Below are 20,875 nucleotides of genomic sequence, written 5' to 3'. Positions count from 1 at the left end.
CGCCAAGGCTTCAATTGCGGCGACCGATGCTCTAGGAGGCCGCCATGGCCGACCCTTATTATATCACCACCGCAATCAGCTATCCCAACGGACGCCCGCATATCGGGCATGCCTATGAGGCGATCGCGACCGACGCGATCGCGCGCTATCAACGCCAATTGGGCCGTGAAGTCCGCTTCCAGACCGGGACCGACGAACATGGCCTGAAAATGGTCCAGGAAGCGCGCAAGCGTGACCTGACCCCGCGCGCGCTGGCTGACGAAATGAGCGGCTATTTCAAGGCAATGGCCGAGAAACTGGAGATTTCGTGCGATCGCTTCATCCGCACCAGCGACGCCGACCATTACCGCGCCAGCCAGGCGATCTGGCAAGCGATGGAAGCCGCGGGCGACCTGTATCTCGACCGCTATGAAGGCTGGTATTCGGTTCGCGACGAAGCCTTTTACGACGAGAAGGAACTGGTCGAAGGCGAGGGCGGTGCCAAATTGTCGCCGCAGGGCACGCCGGTCGAATGGACGGCGGAGGAAACCTGGTTCTTCCGGCTTTCCAAATATCAGCAGCCTTTGCTCGACCTATATGCCGCGCAGCCCGATTTCATTTTGCCCGAGGCGCGCCGCAACGAGATTTTGCGCTTCGTTGAGGGCGGCCTGTCCGATCTCTCGGTATCGCGCACCAGCTTCGACTGGGGCGTTCCGGTGCCGGGCAGCCCGGGCCATGTGATGTATGTGTGGGTCGATGCGCTCACCAATTATCTGACCGGGGTCGGCTATCCCGACGATGTCGAACTGTACGAAACCTTCTGGCCCGCGCATCTGCACGTGATTGGAAAGGATATCGTGCGTTTTCATGCAGTTTACTGGCCAGCTTTCCTGATGAGTGCCAACATTCCGCTGCCGCGTGCGGTGTTCGGCCATGGCTTTTTGCTCAACCGCGGTGAGAAGATGTCCAAGTCGGTCGGCAACGTGACCGATCCGATGGAACTGGCCGATCGCTTCGGTGTCGATGCGCTGCGCTATTTCCTGCTGCGCGAAGTGAGCTTCGGCCAGGATGGGAGTTATTCCGAAGAAGCGATCGTAACCCGTTGTAATGCTGACCTTGCCAACAATCTTGGCAATCTCGCGCAACGCTGCCTGTCGATCATTGCCAAGGCGTGCGGTGGCGTGGTGCCGGCGGCGGGCGAACGCACCGAGGCCGAGGACGCGCTGCTCGCCAGCGTCGCTGCGGCGGAGGCCGGGATGCACGATGCGATGGGCGATCTGGCCTTGCACAACGCGCTCGACGCGATCTGGTCGCAGCGCGCGATGCCAACCAATATTTCGCCGATCAGGCACCGTGGAGCGTGCGCAAGACCGATCCGGCCCGCGCCGACACCATCCTCTATCATGCAGCGGATGCGGTGCGGCGGATCGCGATTCTGGCGCGCTGGGCGATCCCCAATGGGGCGGACAAATTGCTCGATCTGCTGGGGCAGCACGGCGATGCGCGCCACTTCGAAGCACTCGGCCACCCGCTGGCGCCGGGCCTGACGCTGCCGGCCCCGGTCGGCGTGTTCCCACGGCTCGAAGCGCCGGTCGAAGGCTGATGTTCGCCGACAGCCATTGCCACCTCAATTATAAGGGGTTGGGCGAGCAGCAGGATGAGATCCTGGCGCGCGCGCGGCGCGCGGCGTGCATGCCATGCTCAACATTGCGACGCGCGAAAGCGAGTGGGATGCGGTGCTGGCCACCGCCGAGCGCGAGCCCGATGTTTGGGCGACGGTTGGCATCCATCCCAATGAAGCCGATGAGCATCCCGATATCGGCACCGCTCGGCTGGTCGAACGCGCGCAGCATCCGCGCGTCGTCGGCATTGGCGAGAGCGGGCTCGATTATTACTATGAACATAGCGACCGCGACCGCCAGCGCGCGAGCTTTCGTGCGCACATTGCCGCCGCGCGCGAAACGCAACTACCGATCGTGGTGCACACGCGCGATGCCGAGGACGATACCGCCGCGATCCTGCGCGAGGAAATGGGGAAGGGGGCCTATCCCGGCGTCATCCATTGCTTCACCGCGAGCGGGGCATTTGCCGATATCGCGCTGGAGCTTGGCTTCTATATCTCGATCTCGGGCATCGTGACCTTCAAGAACGCCAAGGATCTGCAGGACACCGCCGCGCGGCTGCCGCTCGACCGGCTGCTGATCGAAACCGATGCGCCGTTCCTGGCACCGGTGCCGCATCGCGGGAAAACGGGCGAGCCGGCCTTCGTGGCCGATACCGCCGCATTCCTGGCAAAATTGCGCGGCGAGCCGCTGGAAACGCTGGCAGCGGCGACGGCGGAGAACTTTCACGCACTGTTTACCAAGACGCGCGCATGAAGGTGCGGATCCTGGGATCGGGCACCTCGTCCGGCGTGCCGCGGATCGGCAATGACTGGGGCGCGTGCGACCCGACCAATCCGCGCAATCGGCGGATGCGCGCGTCGATCCTGGTCGAGACGCAGACGACGCGCATTCTGGTCGATACCGGACCCGACATGCGCGAACAGTTGCTGGCGGCGGATGTGTCGACGCTGGATGCGGTGATCTGGACGCATGATCATGCCGATCACACGCACGGCATAGATGATCTGCGCCAGGTGTTCCATGCGATGGGGCGGCCGGTGCGCGGGCTGGCGCGGCCCGATCTGATGGACACGTTGAAGCGGCGTTTCGGCTATGTTTTCCACGGTTGGGATGATTATCCGCCGACCGTCGCGATCGAGGCGCTGCCCGACAGTGTCGTCATCGGGGACATTACGGTTGGCGTGGTCGATCAGCCGCACGGGCCGTTCCAATCGGCCGGCTTGCGCTTTGACAGCATCGCGGGATCGATTGGATATGCGACCGATCTCAGTGCGATGACGCCGGATATGGCGAGGCTGTATGAAGGTCTTGACCTGTGGATCGTCGATGCACTGCGCCGCAAGCCGCATCCGTCGCACCCGACGTTGAACATGGCGCTGGGCTGGATCGAGATGCTGAAGCCGCGTCATGCGGTGCTGGCGCATATGGACCAGTCGATGGATTATGCGAGCCTGCTGGCAGAACTGCCACCGGGCATCGAGCCAGCCTATGACGGGCTGGAACTGCAGGTATGACCGACACCAGCATGGATCTGGTCTTTTACGCGCTGGTCCTGATCCTGCCGGTCAGCGCGCTAGCGGCGCGCCGTTTGCCGCTCGGCGATACGATCAGGATGGCGCTGGCCTGGGTGGCGATCTTCGGCGTGCTGTTCGTGCTGGTGGTGCTGTGGCAGGGCGCTTTCGGGGCTGGATCGGTATTGGGAGGCTTGCTCTGATGAAACGGCCTCAATTTAACATAATGTATATTATCGGATTGATGGAGGTCGCCAGCGGGAGCCGGTTCCTCACCCGAAATGGAGCGTGTCGATGATCGAACGGCTGGTCACGATCATGGCGCGGTTGCGCGATCCGGTGTCGGGCTGCGAATGGGATGTCGCGCAGGATTTCGCCAGCATCGCGCCCTATACGATCGAGGAAGCCTATGAAGTCGCCGATGCGATCGCGCGCGGCGACATGGCCGAGCTGAAGGACGAGCTTGGCGACCTGCTGCTCCAGGTCGTTTTCCATGCGCGCATGGCCGAGGAAGCCGGGCATTTCGCGCTGCCCGACATCGTGGCGGCGATCAGCGACAAGATGGAGCGCCGTCACCCGCATATCTTTGGCGATGTCGATGAGGGCGGCCATCATCTGTGGGAACAGATCAAGGCCGCCGAACGCGCCGCCAAGGGCCTGGCCGACGTCCCGCCGGGCGCGCTGGACGGCGTAGCCTTGGGCCTTCCCGCTTTGCTGCGCGCCGAAAAGCTGCAGAATCGTGCGGCGCGCGTGGGGTTCGACTGGCCGGACGCGGAAGGCCCGCGTGCCAAGATCGACGAGGAAATCGCCGAGATCGAAGCGGCCACCACCCCGGCCGAGACCGAGGATGAGGTCGGCGATCTGCTCTTCTCGGTGGTCAATTGGGCGCGCAAATTGGGCGTCGACCCCGAGGCGGCGCTACGCGGTGCCAATGCCAAGTTCGAACGCCGTTTCAAGGCGATGGAAGCGGAAGCTGGAGATGCCTTTCCCGGCCTGCCGCTCGCCGACAAGGAAGCCTTGTGGCAAGCGATCAAGGCACCGCGTCAGGAATGACCGCGGTCGCATAAGGGCAATGCACCGACCAGCCGAGGCTCGTATAAAGCGCGCGGCCTTGCGCGGTTGCGACCAGCACTTCGCGCGACGCGCTTGAGCGGCGCTGCGCTTGCAACAGGCTCATCACCGCCCGGCCCAGGCCGCGCCGCTGATGATCCGGGTTGGTGACGATGCGATCATAGACCAATACGCCCGACGCTTCGGCAGCATAGCCGCTGGCCGCGAGCGCGCCGTCTGCGCCGGTGATCGCGACCCGAACGACACCGTTGATGGTTTCGACCGTCGGGAGATAGCCGTCGGGCAGCCCCGTTTCTGCAAGGGGTGTGGCCCCCGCTGTCATCATCCAGGAAGGCGCACAGATTTGCCAATGTGACGGCAAAAGCGCTCTTAAAACAGCGTCATCCTGGCAAAGCTTCACATAGACTCTTGGCTGAGTGATGCACTGCGCCAGCTCGGCAATCGCGGGTGCCGGATCGGTGAAGACATAGCGGCACCATTCCTGCTCCGACCGCGTGTCCACCCGCCAGCCGCCGTGATCGGCCACTGGCATCGGCAGAGCCCGCGCGATCGAGCGGGCATGGAGCCAGCCTGCGATCAGGTCGCGATCGACGACGTCAGCGCTGGCAGAACCGTTCATAATCACGCTCGGCCATGCGGACTTCATAGATCGCCTGTTCGCCCTCGACCGATTGCTCCAGCACCTCGCCATGCGCGTGAAGCCAGGCCGCGCCGGCACCATCGCCCGCATCGAGCAGGATGGTGTAGCGGCGATGGCTCGACGTCAGCAGCGCGGCGACGGTGTCGAGCAAGGCCGACACCCCTTCCCCACTCAGCGCCGAAATCGCCGCAACATCGTCGCGCCGCGCGGCTTCGCCCAGCAATTCGGCGCGATCGTCGCCATCGAGCATGTCGAGCTTGTTCCACGCCTCGATCCGCGGAACCGAGAGATCCACACCGATATCGCGCAGCACCGCCTCGACATCATCCTTCTGCGCAATCGTATCCGGGTGCGCGATGTCGCGGACGTGGATCAGCAAATCGGCCGACACCACTTCCTCGAGCGTCGCCTTGAAGGCCGCGACGAGCTGGGTCGGGAGTTCGGAGACGAACCCAACGGTGTCCGACAGGATCGCCTTGTCGATGCCCGGCAGCGCGATCTGCCGCAGCGTCGGGTCGAGGGTGGCGAACAGCAGATCCTCCGCCATGACGTCAGCACCGGTCATGCGGTTGAAAAGCGTGGATTTTCCGGCGTTGGTATAGCCGACCAGCGCGATCACCGGCCAGGGCGCGCGCTGGCGCCGGTCGCGGTGCAGCCCGCGCGTGCGACTGACTTGCTCCAATTCCTTCTTCAACCGCGCCATGCGATCGCGGATCAAGCGCCGATCGGCCTCGATCTGCGTTTCACCCGGGCCGCCGAGGAAGCCGAAGCCGCCGCGCTGGCGTTCCAGATGGGTCCAGCTGCGAACGAGCCGCCCCGCCTGATAATCGAGATGCGCGAGTTCGACTTGCAAGCGCCCCTCGGCGGTTGCCGCACGTTCGCCGAAGATTTCGAGGATCAGCCCGGTACGGTCGATCACCTTGGCCGACAGCGCCTTTTCGAGGTTGCGCTGCTGTACCGGCGTCAGGCTGGCGTCGAACACGACCAGTTCGGCTTCCGCCATCCGCACCGTGGCACCCAGCGCTTCGAGTTGCCCCTTGCCGATCAGGGTCGAAGGCTGGAGCGCGCGCACCTTGATCGCAACGCGATCGACCACTTCGACATGGATCGCCATGGCCAGCCCGGCGGTTTCGGCCAGCCGGGCATCGGCATCCCGCGACGAAATACCGGTGTCGGGATACACGACAACGGCCTTGGCACCGCGCGCGACATCGCCGCGGTCCCGTTCAAAACCTGTGGTCAATCGTCGTCCGAACCTGCTGTTTCATCAGCCAAATTAAGGGGATGGGCGGGCTGAATGGTGGAGACCGCATGCTTGTAGACGAGCTGCGCCATGCCATCGCGCTGGAGCAGCATGCAGAACAGGTCGAACGCCGCGATCTGCCCCTGCAACATTACGCCATTCACCAGGAACATGGTGACATTGTCTTCGGACTTGCGCACCGCGTTGAGGAAGATTTCCTGCAGCAGCGGCTGCTTCTTCTGCGCCTCGCCGATCGCGTTGACGATCGCATCGATGTCGACCGTGTTGGCCGGCATGATCGTCGAAATGGCATGCTTATAGATCAGCTGCGACTGCCCATCCCGGCGCAGCAGCACCGAGAAATTGTCGAACCAGGTGACGATGCCCTGCAGCTTGACGCCCTTCACGAGGAACATCGTGATCGGGGTTTTGGTGCGGCGCAGGGCGTTGAGGAACAGGTCTTGCAGAGAGGTGTGCTTGTCGGCCATCGGTCGATCCTTTGTTCTTGGCGGGGGATTCCCGCAGCGCGCCGGTTCCGGCGTCGAGTTAGGTGGTGTACCCGTCCTCTAATCTAGGGATGCACGATCGTTTCGTCCACCGATCCAGTCGATTAATCCTCGCGCACCTCGGTAATGCCGAGCAGCTTCAGCTTCCGGTGCAGTGCCGACCGCTCCATCCCGATGAAATTGGCGGTGCGGGAGATGTTGCCGGAGAAGCGGCGGATCTGCACGCGCAGATATTCCCGCTCAAAGGTCTCGCGCGCTTCGCGGAGCGGCGCACCCATAATCGCGGTCGCCCCGCCGCCCAGTTCGCCCGGATCGCCGAGAATATCGGGGGGTAGCATATCGAGATCGATCTGCCCGATCCGGTCGCCCGGTGCCATGATGATCGTGCGCTCCACAATGTTGCGGAGCTGGCGCACATTGCCGGGCCATTCATAGGATTGCAGCGCCACCATGGCGTCAGGCGCGACGGCTGGCGTGGGAACGCGCCGTTCGGACGCGTAATGCGCCATGAAATGATCGACCAGCGCAGGGATATCCTCGCGCCGCTCCGCCAGCCCCGGAATGGTGACGGGCACGACGTTGAGCCGGTAATAGAGATCTTCGCGGAAGCGGCCTTCGGCAATTTCATGCGTCAAATCGCGTGCGGTGGCAGACACCACGCGCACATCGACCTTGACCACGCGCTGCCCGCCGACGCGGCTGAAACTCTGGTCGGTGAGCACCCGCAGGATGCGGCCTTGCGTTGCCAGCGGCATGTCGGCGATTTCATCGAGGAACAGCGTGCCCCCGTGCGCCTGTTCGAGCAGGCCGGAGCGGACGAGCTGCCCCCCCTCCTCGATGCCGAACAGCTCCTCCTCGACTCGCTCGGGCGTCATCCGCGCCGCACTGACGACGACGAACGGCGCATCGGCGCGCTGGCTCCAGCCGTGCAGCAGCCGAGCAGCCACTTCCTTGCCGACGCCCGCCGCGCCCATGATCAGCACGCGGCTGCCCGTCGCGGCCACGCGCTTCAGCGTTGCGCGCACGCCGTTGATCGCACCGGAATTGCCGGTCAAATCGGTATCGCGGCCCACCACCGCGCGCAGGCTGGCGATCTCGCGGCGCAAGCTCTCGGTCTCGGTCGCGCGTGCCACCATCAGCAGCAGCCGCTCGGCCTCGAACGGTTTTTCGATGAAATCGGCCGCACCACGCCGGATCGCAGCAACGGCGGTATCGAGATTGCCATGCCCCGAAATCATCAGCACCGGGATCGACGGGTCGCGCCGCTTGATCTCATCAAGCAACTCGAGGCCGTCGAGCCGCGAGCCTGTAGCCACACGTCGAGCAGCACGAGCGACGGCCGCCGCACCGAAATGGCTTCCAGGGCCGAATCGCTGTCGGCCGCGACGCGCGCGCCATAGCCTTCGTCTTCGAGCACACCGGCGACCAGATCGCGAATATCGCGTTCGTCATCAACGACAAGGATGTCCAGGGGCATGGGTTCAGGTCCGGTTCTGCGAGAGTTGCTGGGGTGGCGCTTCGGCGATGCCCCCATCGCCTCCGTCGCCGGTGTCGAGATTGGAGAGCATCGCCGTGTCGAAGCTGACGGTGACGATCGTGCCGCCGCCGGGGCGGTCGGCAAAGGTCATCGTGCCGAAATGCTCCTCCACGATCTTCTTGACGATCGCCAGGCCAAGGCCGGTGCCGCGCGCCGCGTCGTGACATAGGGCTCGACGATACGGTCGCGCGCGGCGGGCAAGCCGATGCCGGTATCGGCGACGGTGATGGTGGTGCGGCCGTCCCGCTCCTCCAGCGTCATCGTGATGCTCGCCTCGGCTGCGCCCGGATTGGCTTCAACCGCCTCGACCGCATTCTTGACGATGTTGGTGAGAGCCTGGCTAATCTGGCGGCGGTCGCACACCAGCATGATGCTCGGCTCTTCATGCGCCAGGCTGAACACGACGCCGGGGTGCGCGACTTCGTGCAGGAACAGTGTCTGGCGAGCGAGATCGACCAGCGACTCCTCCCGGAACACCGGTTTGGGCATCCGCGCAAAGGAGGAGAATTCATCGACCATGCGTCGCAAGTCGCCGACCTGGCGAATGATCGTATCGGTCAGGCGCGCAAAGGTGGTGTCGTCCGGGTCGATCTGCTTGCCATAGCGCCGCTGGAGCCGTTCCGCGGCGAGCTGGATCGGGGTCAGCGGGTTCTTGATTTCATGCGCGATGCGGCGTGCGACGTCGGACCAGGCGGCACGGCGCTGGTCGAGCAGTTGCCCGGTGATGTCGTCGAAGGTCAGGATCGGCCCTTCGTGTGCCCGCGTGACCTTGACCGCCAGCGTGCGCGCGTCATTACCGGTGCCGATCTCGATGATCGCTTCGCGATCCTGTCCGTCGAGCAGCGCCGCCAATTCGGGCGCGATCAGCTTCAGCGGTTTGCCGACCGGCATATCGTCAGGACCATCCAGCAGCGTGATGGCCGAACGATTGATCAGGCGGACGGTCCCGTCGGGCGCGACCGAGATGACGCCGGCAGTGACCCCCGACATCACCGCCTCGATCAAGGCGCGACGGCTTTCCAGCGCACCGGTCTGCGCTTGCAGGCGCTCGGTCATTTGGTTGAAGGCGCTGGTCAACGTGCCGATCTCGTCGTCGGTTTTGGGCGTCGGCACGCGCGCGGTAAAATCGCCTGTAGAAACCAGATCCGCCGCTGCCACCAGCGCGCCGAGTGGACGCACGATGCGATCGGCAACTTCCAGCGCGATCCATACGGCGATGGCGATGATCAGTAGCGAAATTCCGAGCAACGCAGCGTTGAACTTCAGCTGCAGCGATCGCGAACGCGCGAGAAAGTCGCGATAGCTGGACAGCACTGCCGCGCTGCGCTTCGACTGCGCTTCCATCACGCGGACGTCCGAAATCGCGACGGTCAGCAAATAGACATTGGTCGTCCCCGGGATCGGCACCAGCGTTTTGATGCGGTTGCCGTTCACCGTGGTAATGCTGGGCACCTTCTGTTGGACATCCAGAATGTCTCCACGCGTCACCTCCCGCGCCAGATCGAGCTTGTCCGGGTTCAGGTTGACGATTTCATGAAATTTGCCGTCCGGGGAATATATAAAAAGAAAACCATCCGAAAAGCTTCTGTAAAAAATCTGGTATTTTCCAAAATATTCGGGAAAATCTGGAGATCTTACCTTTTCTGAAAAATTCTCGGAAATATCCTGCGCGGCGGTAACCGTAGCAACCTGCCAACGTTGGAGCATTTGCTGATACGAGGTCGTTGCAACGCCAGTAGCATTTTCGATCATGCTGCGCGCCTGATCGGAATACCAGAATTGCACGCCATATTGAAACAGCAGCGAGGCGAAGATGACCACGAACAGTGTTGGCACCGCCGCAATGATCGAGAAAAGCGCAACCAGCCGTACGTGCAACCGACCACGCCCGCCGATCGGCAAACGCGAGGCACGCCGCATCGCGATGCGGCGCCCGATCAGCACCAGCAATGCAATGCCGGGCAGCAAATTGGCGAGCAACAGTGAAGCCACCAGAGCCGGGCTTAACAGCGCATCCGCGCTACTCCCGCGCGCGATGAACAGATAGCTGGCTGCCGCGATTACAATCGCGATGGCGAGCACCGCCAGCTCCAGAAAGCGCGTGACATGGAACCGGGGCGGCACGCCGCCCCTTAACGGAACCGAAAGCACAGACTCACTCATCGTGACATTCCTACAACGCCCGCGTTGCAAGGAAAACACACAAATGACGCCGCCGATCTCAAGTTCGAACCGGGTGAGCCCGGCTCGTCGCCCGTTCAGGGGGCAATACCGAGCATATCCAAACGTTTGCGCAGCGTGTTGCGATTGATTCCCAAGGCGCGCGCAGCTCGCAATTGGTTCTGGCCGTGACGCGCCAGCAGCGCCTCGATCAGCGGCCGCTCCACTTCGGCGATGATTCGGTCATAAAGCGTTCCATCGTCAAGCGCGGCGGGTTCCTCTATCGCCAGCCGCTCGATCCGAGCGCGAATGGCCGCTTCGATTCCCGCATCGCCAATCATCGGTACCAACGGCAGTGCGCCACCCAACATGGCGCGCATCTCATCGGCATCGATCCGCTCGTCGCGCGCCAGTACGGCAATGCGCCGCATCATATTTTCCAGCTCGCGGACATTGCCCGGCCAGTCATAGGCCTCGATCACGGCGATCGCGTCGGGATCGAGCTGCTTGCGCGGCAAGCCGTCCTCGGCTGCGCGGTCGAGGAAATGGCGCGCGAGCAGCGCGATATCCTGCCGCCGCGCGCGCAAGGCAGGCAGCAGCACCGGCACGACGTTGAGGCGATAGAACAGATCCTCGCGAAACTGGCCGATCGTCACCAACTGCGCGAGATCGCGATTGGTGGCCGCAACGATGCGCACGTCGGCGCGGATCGTGCGGGCACCGCCGACGGTGGTGAACTCGCCCGATTGCAGCACGCGCAACAGCCGCGTTTGCGCCTCCATCGGCATGTCGCCGATTTCGTCGAGGAACAACGTGCCGCCCGCCGCCTGCTCGAACCGCCCGGCCGATCGCGCCTGCGCGCCGGTAAAGGCACCGCGCTCATGGCCAAACAGCTCCGCTTCGATCAGTTCGCGCGGGATCGCGGCCATGTTGAGCGCAATGAAGGGCGAACGGCGGCGCGGCCCCAAATCATGGATCGCGCGCGCAACCAGTTCCTTGCCGGTGCCCGATTCGCCCGAGATCAGCACGGTGAGGTCATTAGAAACGACGCGCGCGATGATGCGATACACGTCCTGCATCGCCGGCGACCGCCCAATCAGCGGCAGCGCGCGATCTTCGGCCTCGATCGGATCGGCCACTGCCCCCGCCCCCCCGGGCGAGCGCGCTCTGGACGGTGCGGGACAGCACGTCGAGGTCGAATGGTTTGGGCAGATAATCGAACGCGCCGACTTCGGTCGAGCGCACCGCCGTCGTCAACGTGTTCTGCGCCGACAGCACGATCACCGGCAAGCCCGGATGCGCCTGAACAACGCGCTCGACCAGATCGAGGCCGTTACCGTCCGGTAGGACCACGTCGGTGACCAATACGTCGGGCGCTGTCGCGGCAAGGTGCACTTCGGCCTCGGCGACCGTCGCCACGACGATCACGCGGTGGCCGTCGCGTTTCAGCGCTTGCCCAACCACTGTGCGGATGGCGGCATCGTCATCGACGACGAGGATCCGTCCGGTGCGGGTCATGCACCCCCACGCGGCAGCATGATGCGAAACACGGTCATCGGCGGGGTTCCTTCGCGCGCAAATTGGATGATCCCGCCCATATCGCGCACCAGTTTGTCGACAAGCGCAAGGCCAAGCCCCTGCCCTTCGGGTTTGCCCGAAATGAACGGGTCGAACAGATGTTCGGCAATATCGGCGGGTGGTCCAGGGCCATTGTCGATCACGCAAATTTCGATCGGGAGTGGTCGGCGGGGTTTGCCGGGGGCGGGCGCAATTGCCATGCCGTGGCGATAGGCGGTGGCCAGCGTAATCCGCGCATCGGCCTGGTCGCGCACGGCCTCGCTCGCATTCTTGAGCAAATTGAGCACCACTTGCAGCGTCGCGTCGCGGTCGATCTGGACCGGCGGCAGCGACGGATCGAAGCGTTCCTCGATCACCACATGCCGCCCGAAACCGGCGAGCGCGACGCGCCGGGCATGATCCAGCAGGGGATAGATATTCTCGGGCACAAGCTGCAACGGGCGCGTATCGGTGAAATCCTGCATCCGGTCGATCAGCGCCGCGATCCGGTCGACTTCGGTGGTAATGAGCGTGGTCAGTTCCGCCGCACCCTTGCCCTTGGACAGCAATTGCGCCGCGCCGCGAATGCCCGAGAGCGGGTTTTTGATTTCATGCGCCAGCATCGCTGCCGCGCCAATTGCGGCGCGCGCAGCCGACGCGCGATCGGCATTGTGCCCCATCCGGCGCGAGGTGGCGGCATGATGCAGCGTGATCGTCTGCCAGCCGGGATAATCGGCGATCCGCGACTCGATATAATCGACGCGCACCTTGCCGCCGCGCTTGAGCGCGATCTCGACATCGAACGCCGCGAAACCGTGATTGTCGCGCGGATTTTCGTCCTCCGGTGCCTTCAGGATCGACGCCAATGGCTGTCCCAGCATCGCGCGCTCGGACAGATTGAGCAGCGCTTCGCACTCGGCATTGGCATGGGCAACTCGTGACTCGGGGTCGACCACCAGCACCGCCACCGGCAGCGCGGCAAACAAGTCTGCGAAATCGGGACCGGCGGCCGTGTTCACGCGGCGGCGCGACTGCACCAGGGCGCGTAAAATTCGGCGAGCATCGCCTGAACGACCTTCGGATCGGCGATCTGGTTCACGCGATTGCGGAATTCGGCAGAGCCATGCAGGCCGCGCGTGTACCAACCGATATGCTTGCGCGCCATATTGACGCCGGTCTCGTTCCCGTAATGACTGAGCATCGCTTCGTAATGCTCTGCAATCACGGTATATTGTTCCTCGATTGAGGGATCGGCCACGCGGCGGCCGCTGGCGAACCACTCCATCACCTGGCCCAGCAGCCATGGCCGCCCATAAGAACCGCGCCCGATCATCACGCCGTCCGCGCCCGACTGGTCGAGCGCCGCCTCGGCATCCTCGATCGAGCAGATGTCGCCATTGGCGATCACCGGGATCGTCACCGCATCCTTCACCGAGCGGATGAACGCCCAGTCGGCATTGCCTTTGTACATCTGGTTGCGCGTGCGCCCGTGGACGGTGACGAGCTTTACCCCCCAGATCCTGCGCGATCTTCGCCAGTTGCGGCGCGTTGAGGCTGCTGTGATCCCAGCCCATCCGCATTTTCAGCGTGACGGGCACGCTGACCGCCTCGACCACGCCCTTGATGATCGCACCGGCATTGTCGAGATCGCGCATCAGCGCGGAGCCCGCATCGCCATTGGTGACCTTGCGCACCGGACAGCCCATGTTGATGTCGATGATCGCGGCACCGCGATCCTCGCTCAGCTTCGCCGCTTCGCCCATTTCATAGGGCGTGCAGCCGACGAGCTGCATCGATACCGGATCCTCGATCGGATGCCATGCCGCCTTTTGCAGCGACTGGCGCGTTTCGCGAATCGCCGCCTGGCTCGCCACCATCTCGGTGACGTTGAGGCCCGAGCCATAGCGCCGCACCAGCGTACGGAACGGCATGTCGGTCACGCCGGTCATAGGCGCGAGGATCACGGGACTCGCGATCGTCACGGGGCCGACGTTCAGAGGGGCAAGGGTACGCGAAGTCACGGGATGGGATCTGCCTGAAAAACGGGCAGCCTATAGGCGAAAGCCCGTCTTGCAGCAAGGCGGGCTGGCGGGCGGCCACGGCTTGGGCTAGGCGCGCCGCATGACCTCGACCAAGACCGCCGCCATCATCGTCGCCGCCGGTACCGGCGTCCGCTCGGGCAGCGCCGTTCCAAAGCAATATGCCCGCCTGGGCGGCAAGGCGGTGCTGGCATACAGCTATGCCGCCTTGCGCAACCATCCCGCGATCGACCGCGTCATCGTGGTGATCGGGGCGGACCAGGAGGCACTCCTGCACGATGCGATCGGCGGGTCCGAAAATGTCACGGGTGGCGCGACGCGCCGCCTGTCGGTGCTGGCAGGGCTGGAAGCGCTGGCGAACGAGCCCCCTGCCCATGTGCTCATTCATGACGCCGCCCGCCCTTTCCTGAGCGCGGCGGTGATCGACCGGCTGATCGCGGCGCTCGACACGCATGACGGCGCTGTTCCCGCTCTACCGGTGCCAGACACGCTTGCGCGCGGCGAGAGCGAGCTGGGCGAAACCGTTGCCCGCGATGCCTTGCACCGCATCCAGACCCCGCAAGCCTTTCACTTTGCCACAGCCCTCGCCGCGCATCGCGGCTGGACCGGCGACGAACCGACCGACGACGCGCAAATGCTGCGGGCCGTCGGTGGCCGGGTCGCGCTGGTCGAAGGAGACCCCATGCTCGAAAAGATCACACATCCCGCCGATTTCGCCGCCGCCGAGTCGCGCCTTGCCACCACGATGCGCTCTCGCACCGCCACCGGCTTCGACGTCCACCGCTTGGAGGCAGGCGAGGAATTGTGGCTGGGCGGCGTGCTGATCCCGCATGACAAGGGTCTGTCGGGGCATAGCGATGCAGATGTCGCACTCCACGCCATCACAGATGCGCTGCTCGGCACGATCGCGGCGGGTGATATCGGCACGCATTTTCCGCCCAGCGACCCGCAATGGCGCGGTGCCGATTCGGCGCAGTTCCTGCAGCACGCCGCCTCACTGATCGCGGCGCGCGGCGGGATCATCGATTTCATCGACCTGACGTTGATCTGCGAGGCCCCCAAGATCGGCCCGCACCGCGTCGCGATGCGCGACCGCATCGCAGAGCTCTTGCGGCTTGACGCCGATCAGGTCAGCATCAAGGCGACGACGACCGAACGTTTGGGCTTTACCGGACGTGGCGAGGGGATTGCGGCGCAGGCCGCCGCCACCGTCCGGGTTCCAGGGGAGCGATAACGATGGACACCATCCTGCCCGCCGAACTGGTGGAGGCCGCTCGCAAGGTGGTTGCCGCCAATCTCGCCGCCGGCCGCCGCGTGGCGCTCGCCGAAAGCTGCACCGGCGGCCTCGTCGCCGCCGCAATCACCGAAATCGCGGGTTCGTCCGAAATGTTCGAGAGCGGTTTCGTCACCTATTCCAACGACGCCAAGCTGGAGATGCTGGGCGTCAGCGCAGACGTACTCGAAACCTTTGGCGCAGTATCGGTGGCAACCGCGTGGAGCATGGCGCAGGGCGCGCTGGAGGCGAGCGGTGCCGATGTCGCGGTCGCGATCACCGGCGTAGCGGGCCCCGGTGGCGGCACCGAAAAGAAGCCGGTCGGCACGGTCGTGTTCGCGCGTGCGGAGCGCGGTGCCGATCCCGGCCATGTCGTGGCCGATCGCAAGGATTTCGGCGATTTGGGGCGCGGCGGCGTGCGCCTTCAGGCGGCGTTGTGCGCGCTCGAACTGCTGCTGCCATCCGAGGACGATACCGCGCCTGAGGCCGAGGAAGCCCCGTAAAGCACGGCGGCGCGGTCCTCGAACGCGCCGATCATCTTGCGCAGGGCGGTGCCAAACACCTGGCCCGCCAACATTTCGAACACGCGATTCTTGAACGCGAAATCGACCGTGAAATCGACCGCGCAGCCGCTCCCGTCGGGCCGGAACGCCCATTCATTGCGCAGATATTTGAGCGGCCCGTCGAGATATTCGACCTCGATCCGCTCAGGCCGGTGTTTCTCGACCTTCGACGTGAAGGTTTCGCGCAAGCCTTTGAAGCCGACGATCATGTCGGCAACCATCTGCGTTTCGCTGTTCGAGCGCACCCGGATCGCCGATACCCACGGCAGGAACTCGGCATAGCGCGCGACATCGGCGACCAGATCGAACATTTGTTCGGGCGTGTAGGGCAGCCGCCGCGTTTCGGAATGGCGTGGCATCAGCGCTGGGCGAGCTTTGCCTCCCGCGCGGCGCGCAGGCGGGCGAAATCGTCACCGGCATGATAGCTCGACCGCGTCAGCGGCGAACTCGCGACCAGCAGGAACCCCTTGGCGCGCGCGATCGCGGCATAGGCGTCGAACACGGCGGGGGTGACGAAGTCCATCACCTTGGCATGGCGTGGGGTCGGCTGCAGATATTGCCCCATCGTCAGGAAATCGATCTCTGCCGAGCGCATGTCGTCCATCACCTGATGCACTTCGAGCCGTTCCTCGCCCAGACCCAGCATTACGCCGGATTTGGTGAAGATCGAGGGATCGTGACGCTTCACACTCTCCAGCAGGCGCAGCGACGCATAATAACGCGCGCCGGGGCGAATCGTCGGGTAGAGACGCGGCACGGTTTCGAGGTTGTGGTTGTAGACATCCGGACGCGCGGCCACGATCGACTCGACCGCCGCTTGCGTCTTGTTGCGGAAATCGGGGGTCAGGATCTCGATCGTCGTATTGGGCGTGGTGCGGCGCAGCGCCTCGATTACCTTGACGAATTGCGAGGCCCCGCCATCAGGCAGATCGTCACGATCGACCGAGGTGATGACGATATGTTCGAGCCCCAGCTCGGCGGCGGCATCGGCGGTGTGCTGTGGTTCGAGCGGGTCGACCGCACGCGGCATACCGGTCTTCACGTTGCAGAAGGCGCAGGCGCGCGTGCAGGTGTCGCCCAGGATCATCACCGTGGCGTGCTTCTTGGTCCAGCACTCGCCGATATTGGGGCAAGCCGCTTCCTCGCACACAGTGTTGAGGTTCAGGCGGCGCATCATCGCCTTGGTCTCGCCAAAGGCGGTGCCGCCTGGCGCCTTCACGCGGATCCAGTCGGGCTTGCGTTGACGCGGGCGGGCGAGTGGGGACATCTCGTTCATGGCGGAGCAGATAGCGACTGCCGCGCGCCCTTGCCACCCCCCCCTGAGGGCGGATACACGGCCCCCATGACCGATTTTTCAGATCTGATCGGCGGATATCGCCGCTTTCGCGACAGTGAATGGACCCGCCAGCGCGACCGCTGGGCCAAATTGTCCAAGGGTCAAAGCCCCAAGGTGATGGTGATCGCCTGTTCCGACAGCCGAGTCGATCCCGCGCAGGTGTTCGACACATCGCCGGGCGAGATCTTCGTCGTGCGCAACGTCGCCAATCTGGTGCCGCCGTTCGAACTGGATGGACGACGCCACGGCGTTTCGGCCGCGCTCGAATTCGCAGTGACACAATTGGAAGTGTCTGAAGTTGTGGTCATGGGCCACGGCCAATGCGGCGGCGTGCACGCCGCGATGACCCAGGCCTTCGCCGGCAAGGCCCCGGGCGAAGGCGGTTTCATCGATCACTGGGTCGACATGCTCGACGACGCGCGCAATCGGATCGTGGCGGAACACGGTTCCGGGCCCGAGGCGATCCATGAACTGGAACTGGAAACGGTGCGGGTGAGCATCGCCAACCTGCGAACCTTCCCCTGTATTCCCGAGCGCGAGGCCGCAGGCACGCTGAAGCTTCGCGGGGCTTATTTTGCCATAGCCGACGGCGTGTTGCACGTGATGGACGACGACGGCGTCTTCGCGGCCGCGTAACCCTTTCGTTGGGAAAACATATAGGTCGATACGGCGTAGGTGTCGCGGTTGCGGTTGCTCCCGCGGCACCGGTCGGCTAGCCGTTCGGCATGAGACCCAACACGCTTCGGCTGCTGCGCCGCTATCACCATTATCTCGGGCTGTTCTTCGCTCCGATGATCCTGCTGTTCGCGATCAGCGGCGCGCTGCAGACCTTCCGGTTGCAGGAAGCCAAGGGCTATGGCGGCACGCCGCCCAACTGGATCGTGTGGCTCGCCAGCGTGCACAAGGATCAGGGCCCGCCGCGTGAACGCAAGGCGGAGAAGCCCAAGCCCGCACCCGGTGCCGCTGAAGCGCAGAAGCCGCGTGCGGAAGCGAGCGCCGGCGCGGCCAAACGCCCCTCGCCCCTGCCGCTCAAGATCTTCGTCGTTCTGCTGTCGATCGCGCTCAGCCTGTCGACGATTACGGGCATCGTGATCGCGCTCGCCAGCCGCGCGATGCGGCGGATTTCGATCATCTTGCTGGTGCTTGGCACCGTAGTGCCGATCGTCCTGCTCTGGGTCTAGCCGCGCCGCCCTCCGCCTCAGGCGGCGGGCGTCGGTGGCAGCCCCAGTGCGGTGCGCGCGACCTTCTCGATTTCGGGATCGAGCACGGGCGGAGTCATGTCGACCTGCGCTTCGAGCTGCTCGGCAATCGTGGTCAGCGCCGTGATCCGCGCTGCTTTCTTGTCGTTGCCGTCGATGATCGTCCACCGACCCCAGCGCGTATCGGTGCGCTTGAACATGTCGTGCATCGCATCGAGATAGTCGGCGCGCTTGGCCCGGTTGCGATAATCCTCGAGCCCGGTTTTCCAGCGTTTCCAAGGATGGTCGAGCCGGTCTTTTAGGCGCTTGTCCTGCTCATCCTGCGTCACATGGACGAACAGCTTGACGATCGTCGTGCCCGAATCGGCCTGTTGCGCTTCGAACTCGTTGATTTCGTCATAGCCGCGCTTCCATTCGGCTTCGGTCGCGTAGCCCTCGACCCGCTCGACCAGCACGCGCCCGTACCAGCTACGATCGAACACTGCGATGTCGCCCTTGGCGGGAAGTTTCTGCCAGAAGCGCCACAGGAAATGCCGATCGAGCTCGTCCTCGGTCGGTGCCTTGATCGGCCACACCTCGAAATTGCGCGGGTCCCAATTGGCGCAAAGACGCTGGATGATCCCGCCCTTCCCCGCCGCGTCCCAACCCTCAAGCAAAACGATCGCGCGCTTGCGGTGGACGATATGCGCGACCTGGATATGCGCGAGCCGGGTTTGCAGCGCGATCAGATCCGCTTCGTAATCGCCCGCATAGGGCTTGCCCGACTCATAATCGGACAGGGAGATCGTCATAGCGCAGAAACCTTCAACCGCAGGCGCAGGATGCGGTCATTCGCCGTCAGAAACAGCGTGCGACCGTCTTCACCAAACGCACAATTGGGGATCGGCGCGCCGGTGGCGATCAGTCCGAGTGGCTCGGCGTCCGGCGTGAGGATCATCATCCCGCCGGGCACGCTGTTGAAATGCGTACCGTCGCGCGCGATCTTCATGCCATCGGGCAGGCCCGGCGCGGCGTTGGCGAGCATCGGCTTGGCGTCGAGCCAGAGCCTGCGCGACGTCGGCATCCCGCGCGCATCAAGCGCATAGGCCATAATCCGCGGTTCCTGCTCATCGGAAACCGACACGAACAACGTCTTGCCGTCGGGTGACAAAGCAATGCCATTGGGCCGCGTGAGCGTCCCATCGACCAGCACCGCCGCGCCGCCGGGTGCCCAGCGATAAACGCCGTTATGCGGCTGTTCCTTCAGCGGCGATTGGTCGCCCCCGACCAGTCCATAAGGCGGATCGGTGAAATAGATCGCGCCGTCCGCCGCGACGCACAGATCGTTGACGCTGTTGAAGCGCTTGCCCTGATAGCGATCGACCAACACCGTCCGGCGTTTGGTCTTGAGATCGAGCAGCACCACCGCGCGCGATCCACTGCCAGCGATCAGCAGGTTTCCGGCGTGATCGAGCGTCAGGCCATTCGAGCCGCCTTCGCGCACGGTCGCTGGATCGGGCGCGAAAGCATCAGAAGGCGAAAGGAATACCGATGTCCCGGTGCTGCGCGACCAACGCCGCATGATATTTGCCGGAGGGTCGGAAAACAGCAGATAGTTTCCACGCGGCACCCATACCGGCCCTTCGGCCCAGCGGATTCCCGTTGCGATCGTCTCGATCGGCGCATTTGGATCGAGAATGCGGTCGAGCCCCGGTGCCAGCCGCAGAATATGCGGCGTGACTGCGGTGCCGGAAGCGATCTCAGCACCGAGCACCGGTGCCGCCAGCAAGCCGAGCCCCGCGCCGATGACGCCACGGCGGCTCCACTGCGCTGCTGTAGCGCTTCCGGGCATTCTCAACCCTCTTGTGCCCGCGCGGCGTCGCCGGTCACGCGGATGTTGAGTTCCTTCAACTGCTTTGGCGTCGCGAAATTGGGCGCGCCCATCATCAGATCCTCGGCCTTCTGCGTCATCGGGAAGGTGATCACCTCGCGGATGTTGGGTTCATCCGCCAGCAGCATGACGATTCGGTCGACCCCCGGTGCCGAGCCACCATGCGGCGGCGCGCCGAACTTGAAGGCGTTGATCATGCCCGCGAAATTGGTATCGACATCGGCCTGCGTGTACCCGGCAATCTCGAACGCCTTGTACATGATTTCCGGGCGATGGTTCCGGATCGCGCCCGACGACAATTCGATGCCGTTGCAGACGATGTCATATTGGTACGCGAGAATGTCGAGCGGGTCCTTTGTCTCCAGCGCTTCCATCTCGCCCTGCGGCATCGAGAAGGGGTTGTGGCTGAAATCGACCTTCTTCGCATCCTCATCATATTCGAACATCGGGAAATCGACGATCCAGCAGAACTCGAAGCGCTTGTCGTCGATCAAACCGAGCTGCTCCGCAACGCGCGTGCGCGCGAGGCCCGCCAGCTTGGCTGCCTGCGCTTCCTTGCCCGCAGCAAAGAACACGCCATCGCCATCCTGCAGTTCCAAATCTAGGATTAGCTGAACTTTTCGGCCAGGTGTCAGCCACTTCGCAATCGGTCCAGATAGCCCTTCAAAGTCCGCTGGGCTTTCAGCTCTGATGTACGAGCTTACCAATTCTTGCTCGACGACGTTCCGTTCCGGATCCAACTCCATTCGATCTGCGGCGTTGATGC

At 64.0% G+C, this 20,875-nt stretch carries 15 protein-coding genes and 7 pseudogenes; 9 read left to right on the top strand and 13 right to left on the bottom strand.

Going from position 1 to position 20,875, the window contains the following annotated elements; translation table 11 throughout:
• The first annotated feature begins 44 nt into the window (after positions 1–44).
• The 5 genes and pseudogenes from metG (at position 45) to mazG (ending at position 4,168) form a co-directional block, all read left to right on the top strand.
• Positions 45–1,582 (top strand): annotated as a pseudogene (metG, locus tag NW75_RS20390) (methionine--tRNA ligase).
• Positions 1,582–2,357: pseudogene (locus NW75_RS20385) on the top strand (TatD family hydrolase). The pseudogenes metG and NW75_RS20385 overlap by 1 nt, the downstream one beginning before the upstream one ends.
• A complete protein-coding gene (locus NW75_RS20380) occupies positions 2,354–3,118 on the top strand; it encodes an MBL fold metallo-hydrolase (protein WP_033967222.1) in 765 nt (254 codons plus the stop codon). Before NW75_RS20385 ends, NW75_RS20380 begins: the two are co-directional and overlap by 4 nt.
• A complete protein-coding gene (locus NW75_RS20375) occupies positions 3,115–3,318 on the top strand; it encodes a hypothetical protein (protein WP_033967221.1) in 204 nt (67 codons plus the stop codon). Before NW75_RS20380 ends, NW75_RS20375 begins: the two co-directional genes overlap by 4 nt.
• 91 nt (positions 3,319–3,409) lie before the next feature.
• Positions 3,410–4,168: a nucleoside triphosphate pyrophosphohydrolase gene (gene mazG / locus NW75_RS20370; protein ID WP_033967219.1), complete on the top strand. Its 759-nt coding sequence runs from the start codon at positions 3,410–3,412 to the stop codon at positions 4,166–4,168.
• Here mazG and NW75_RS20365 read toward each other — a convergent pair.
• The 8 genes and pseudogenes from NW75_RS20365 to dusB form a co-directional block, all read right to left on the bottom strand.
• On the bottom strand, positions 4,146–4,805 hold the full coding sequence (locus tag NW75_RS20365; RefSeq protein ID WP_033967218.1) for a GNAT family N-acetyltransferase: 660 nt from the start codon (positions 4,803–4,805) through the stop codon (positions 4,146–4,148). The two genes, mazG and NW75_RS20365, sit on opposite strands and share 23 nt — an antisense overlap.
• A complete protein-coding gene (gene hflX / locus NW75_RS20360; protein WP_033967216.1) occupies positions 4,783–6,069 on the bottom strand; it encodes a GTPase HflX in 1,287 nt (428 codons plus the stop codon). The genes NW75_RS20365 and hflX overlap by 23 nt, the downstream gene beginning before the upstream one ends.
• Positions 6,066–6,581: pseudogene (gene hfq, locus NW75_RS20355) on the bottom strand (RNA chaperone Hfq); the annotation flags it as partial. The gene hflX and the pseudogene hfq, both read right to left, overlap by 4 nt.
• A gap of 98 nt (positions 6,582–6,679) precedes the next feature.
• A pseudogene (gene ntrX, locus NW75_RS20350) lies at positions 6,680–8,052 on the bottom strand (nitrogen assimilation response regulator NtrX).
• A gap of 4 nt (positions 8,053–8,056) precedes the next feature.
• Positions 8,057–10,275 (bottom strand): annotated as a pseudogene (locus tag NW75_RS20345) (sensor histidine kinase).
• Positions 10,276–10,370: 95 nt separating this feature from the next.
• Positions 10,371–11,790 (bottom strand): annotated as a pseudogene (gene ntrC, locus NW75_RS20340) (nitrogen regulation protein NR(I)).
• Positions 11,787–12,869, bottom strand: coding sequence for a two-component system sensor histidine kinase NtrB (locus NW75_RS20335; RefSeq protein WP_052192547.1), 1,083 nt, complete (start codon positions 12,867–12,869; stop codon positions 11,787–11,789). The pseudogene ntrC and the gene NW75_RS20335 overlap by 4 nt, the downstream one beginning before the upstream one ends.
• Positions 12,845–13,778, bottom strand: a pseudogene (dusB, locus tag NW75_RS20330) (tRNA dihydrouridine synthase DusB). The gene NW75_RS20335 and the pseudogene dusB overlap by 25 nt, the downstream one beginning before the upstream one ends.
• A gap of 172 nt (positions 13,779–13,950) precedes the next feature.
• Between dusB and NW75_RS20325 the strand changes: the two are divergent.
• Entirely contained in the window at positions 13,951–15,102 is a 1,152-nt protein-coding gene (locus NW75_RS20325) for a bifunctional 2-C-methyl-D-erythritol 4-phosphate cytidylyltransferase/2-C-methyl-D-erythritol 2,4-cyclodiphosphate synthase (RefSeq protein WP_033967210.1), read from the top strand.
• A 2-nt stretch (positions 15,103–15,104) separates the two neighbouring features.
• Positions 15,105–15,644, top strand: a complete 540-nt coding sequence (locus tag NW75_RS20320) for a CinA family protein (RefSeq protein WP_033967209.1) — start codon at positions 15,105–15,107, stop codon at positions 15,642–15,644.
• Here the strand turns inward: NW75_RS20320 and NW75_RS20315 are convergent.
• The gene (locus tag NW75_RS20315; RefSeq protein WP_033967207.1) at positions 15,566–16,063 is read right to left on the bottom strand and encodes a type II toxin-antitoxin system RatA family toxin; all 498 of its coding nucleotides are present in this window, start codon (positions 16,061–16,063) and stop codon (positions 15,566–15,568) included. The genes NW75_RS20320 and NW75_RS20315 overlap by 79 nt on opposite strands.
• On the bottom strand, positions 16,063–16,980 hold the full coding sequence (gene lipA, locus NW75_RS20310; RefSeq protein WP_033967205.1) for a lipoyl synthase: 918 nt from the start codon (positions 16,978–16,980) through the stop codon (positions 16,063–16,065). Before lipA ends, NW75_RS20315 begins: the two co-directional genes overlap by 1 nt.
• Positions 16,981–17,046: 66 nt before the next feature.
• Between lipA and NW75_RS20305 the strand changes: the two genes are divergently transcribed.
• Positions 17,047–17,676, top strand: a complete 630-nt coding sequence (locus tag NW75_RS20305; protein WP_033967204.1) for a carbonic anhydrase — start codon at positions 17,047–17,049, stop codon at positions 17,674–17,676.
• A gap of 89 nt (positions 17,677–17,765) precedes the next feature.
• Positions 17,766–18,221 carry a hypothetical protein gene (locus NW75_RS20300; RefSeq protein ID WP_052192544.1) on the top strand — a complete coding sequence of 152 codons (456 nt, stop codon included), beginning with the start codon at positions 17,766–17,768 and terminating at the stop codon, positions 18,219–18,221.
• 17 nt (positions 18,222–18,238) lie between these two features.
• Here NW75_RS20300 and NW75_RS20295 read toward each other — a convergent pair whose 3' ends face one another.
• The 3 genes from NW75_RS20295 to NW75_RS24065 are packed head-to-tail and all read right to left on the bottom strand — an operon-like array spanning position 18,239 to position 20,855.
• Positions 18,239–19,030 (bottom strand): polyphosphate kinase 2 family protein, encoded by a 792-nt coding sequence (locus tag NW75_RS20295; RefSeq protein ID WP_033967202.1) that lies wholly within the window; start codon positions 19,028–19,030, stop codon positions 18,239–18,241.
• Entirely contained in the window at positions 19,027–20,070 is a 1,044-nt protein-coding gene (locus tag NW75_RS20290) for an SMP-30/gluconolactonase/LRE family protein (RefSeq protein WP_033967201.1), read from the bottom strand. Before NW75_RS20290 ends, NW75_RS20295 begins: the two co-directional genes overlap by 4 nt.
• A 2-nt stretch (positions 20,071–20,072) precedes the next feature.
• Positions 20,073–20,855, bottom strand: coding sequence for an amino acid--tRNA ligase-related protein (locus tag NW75_RS24065; RefSeq protein WP_156143092.1), 783 nt, complete (start codon positions 20,853–20,855; stop codon positions 20,073–20,075).
• Between the last annotated feature and the right edge of the window lie 20 nt (positions 20,856–20,875).

Source organism: Sphingomonas sp. Ant H11 (genome assembly GCF_000797515.1).
Taxonomy (GTDB): domain Bacteria; phylum Pseudomonadota; class Alphaproteobacteria; order Sphingomonadales; family Sphingomonadaceae; genus Sphingomonas.
Note: the sequence above shows the minus strand (reverse complement) of the source record. Positions and strands in the feature narration are given on the sequence as shown.

Excerpts from the sequence above, each read along its gene's own strand:
- NW75_RS20380 (WP_033967222.1), top strand. The coding sequence starts at position 2,354 with ATGAAGGTGCGGATCCTGGGATCGGGCACCTCGTCCGGCGTGCCGCGG.
- NW75_RS20375 (WP_033967221.1), top strand. The coding sequence starts at position 3,115 with ATGACCGACACCAGCATGGATCTGGTCTTTTACGCGCTGGTCCTGATC.
- mazG (WP_033967219.1), top strand. The coding sequence starts at position 3,410 with ATGATCGAACGGCTGGTCACGATCATGGCGCGGTTGCGCGATCCGGTG.
- NW75_RS20365 (WP_033967218.1), bottom strand. The coding sequence starts at position 4,805 with ATGAACGGTTCTGCCAGCGCTGACGTCGTCGATCGCGACCTGATCGCA.
- NW75_RS20325 (WP_033967210.1), top strand. The coding sequence starts at position 13,951 with ATGACCTCGACCAAGACCGCCGCCATCATCGTCGCCGCCGGTACCGGC.
- NW75_RS20320 (WP_033967209.1), top strand. The coding sequence starts at position 15,105 with ATGGACACCATCCTGCCCGCCGAACTGGTGGAGGCCGCTCGCAAGGTG.
- NW75_RS20315 (WP_033967207.1), bottom strand. The coding sequence starts at position 16,063 with ATGCCACGCCATTCCGAAACGCGGCGGCTGCCCTACACGCCCGAACAA.
- lipA (WP_033967205.1), bottom strand. The coding sequence starts at position 16,980 with ATGAACGAGATGTCCCCACTCGCCCGCCCGCGTCAACGCAAGCCCGAC.
- NW75_RS20305 (WP_033967204.1), top strand. The coding sequence starts at position 17,047 with ATGACCGATTTTTCAGATCTGATCGGCGGATATCGCCGCTTTCGCGAC.
- NW75_RS20300 (WP_052192544.1), top strand. The coding sequence starts at position 17,766 with ATGAGACCCAACACGCTTCGGCTGCTGCGCCGCTATCACCATTATCTC.
- NW75_RS20295 (WP_033967202.1), bottom strand. The coding sequence starts at position 19,030 with ATGACGATCTCCCTGTCCGATTATGAGTCGGGCAAGCCCTATGCGGGC.
- NW75_RS20290 (WP_033967201.1), bottom strand. The coding sequence starts at position 20,070 with ATGCCCGGAAGCGCTACAGCAGCGCAGTGGAGCCGCCGTGGCGTCATC.
- NW75_RS24065 (WP_156143092.1), bottom strand. The coding sequence starts at position 20,855 with ATGGAGTTGGATCCGGAACGGAACGTCGTCGAGCAAGAATTGGTAAGC.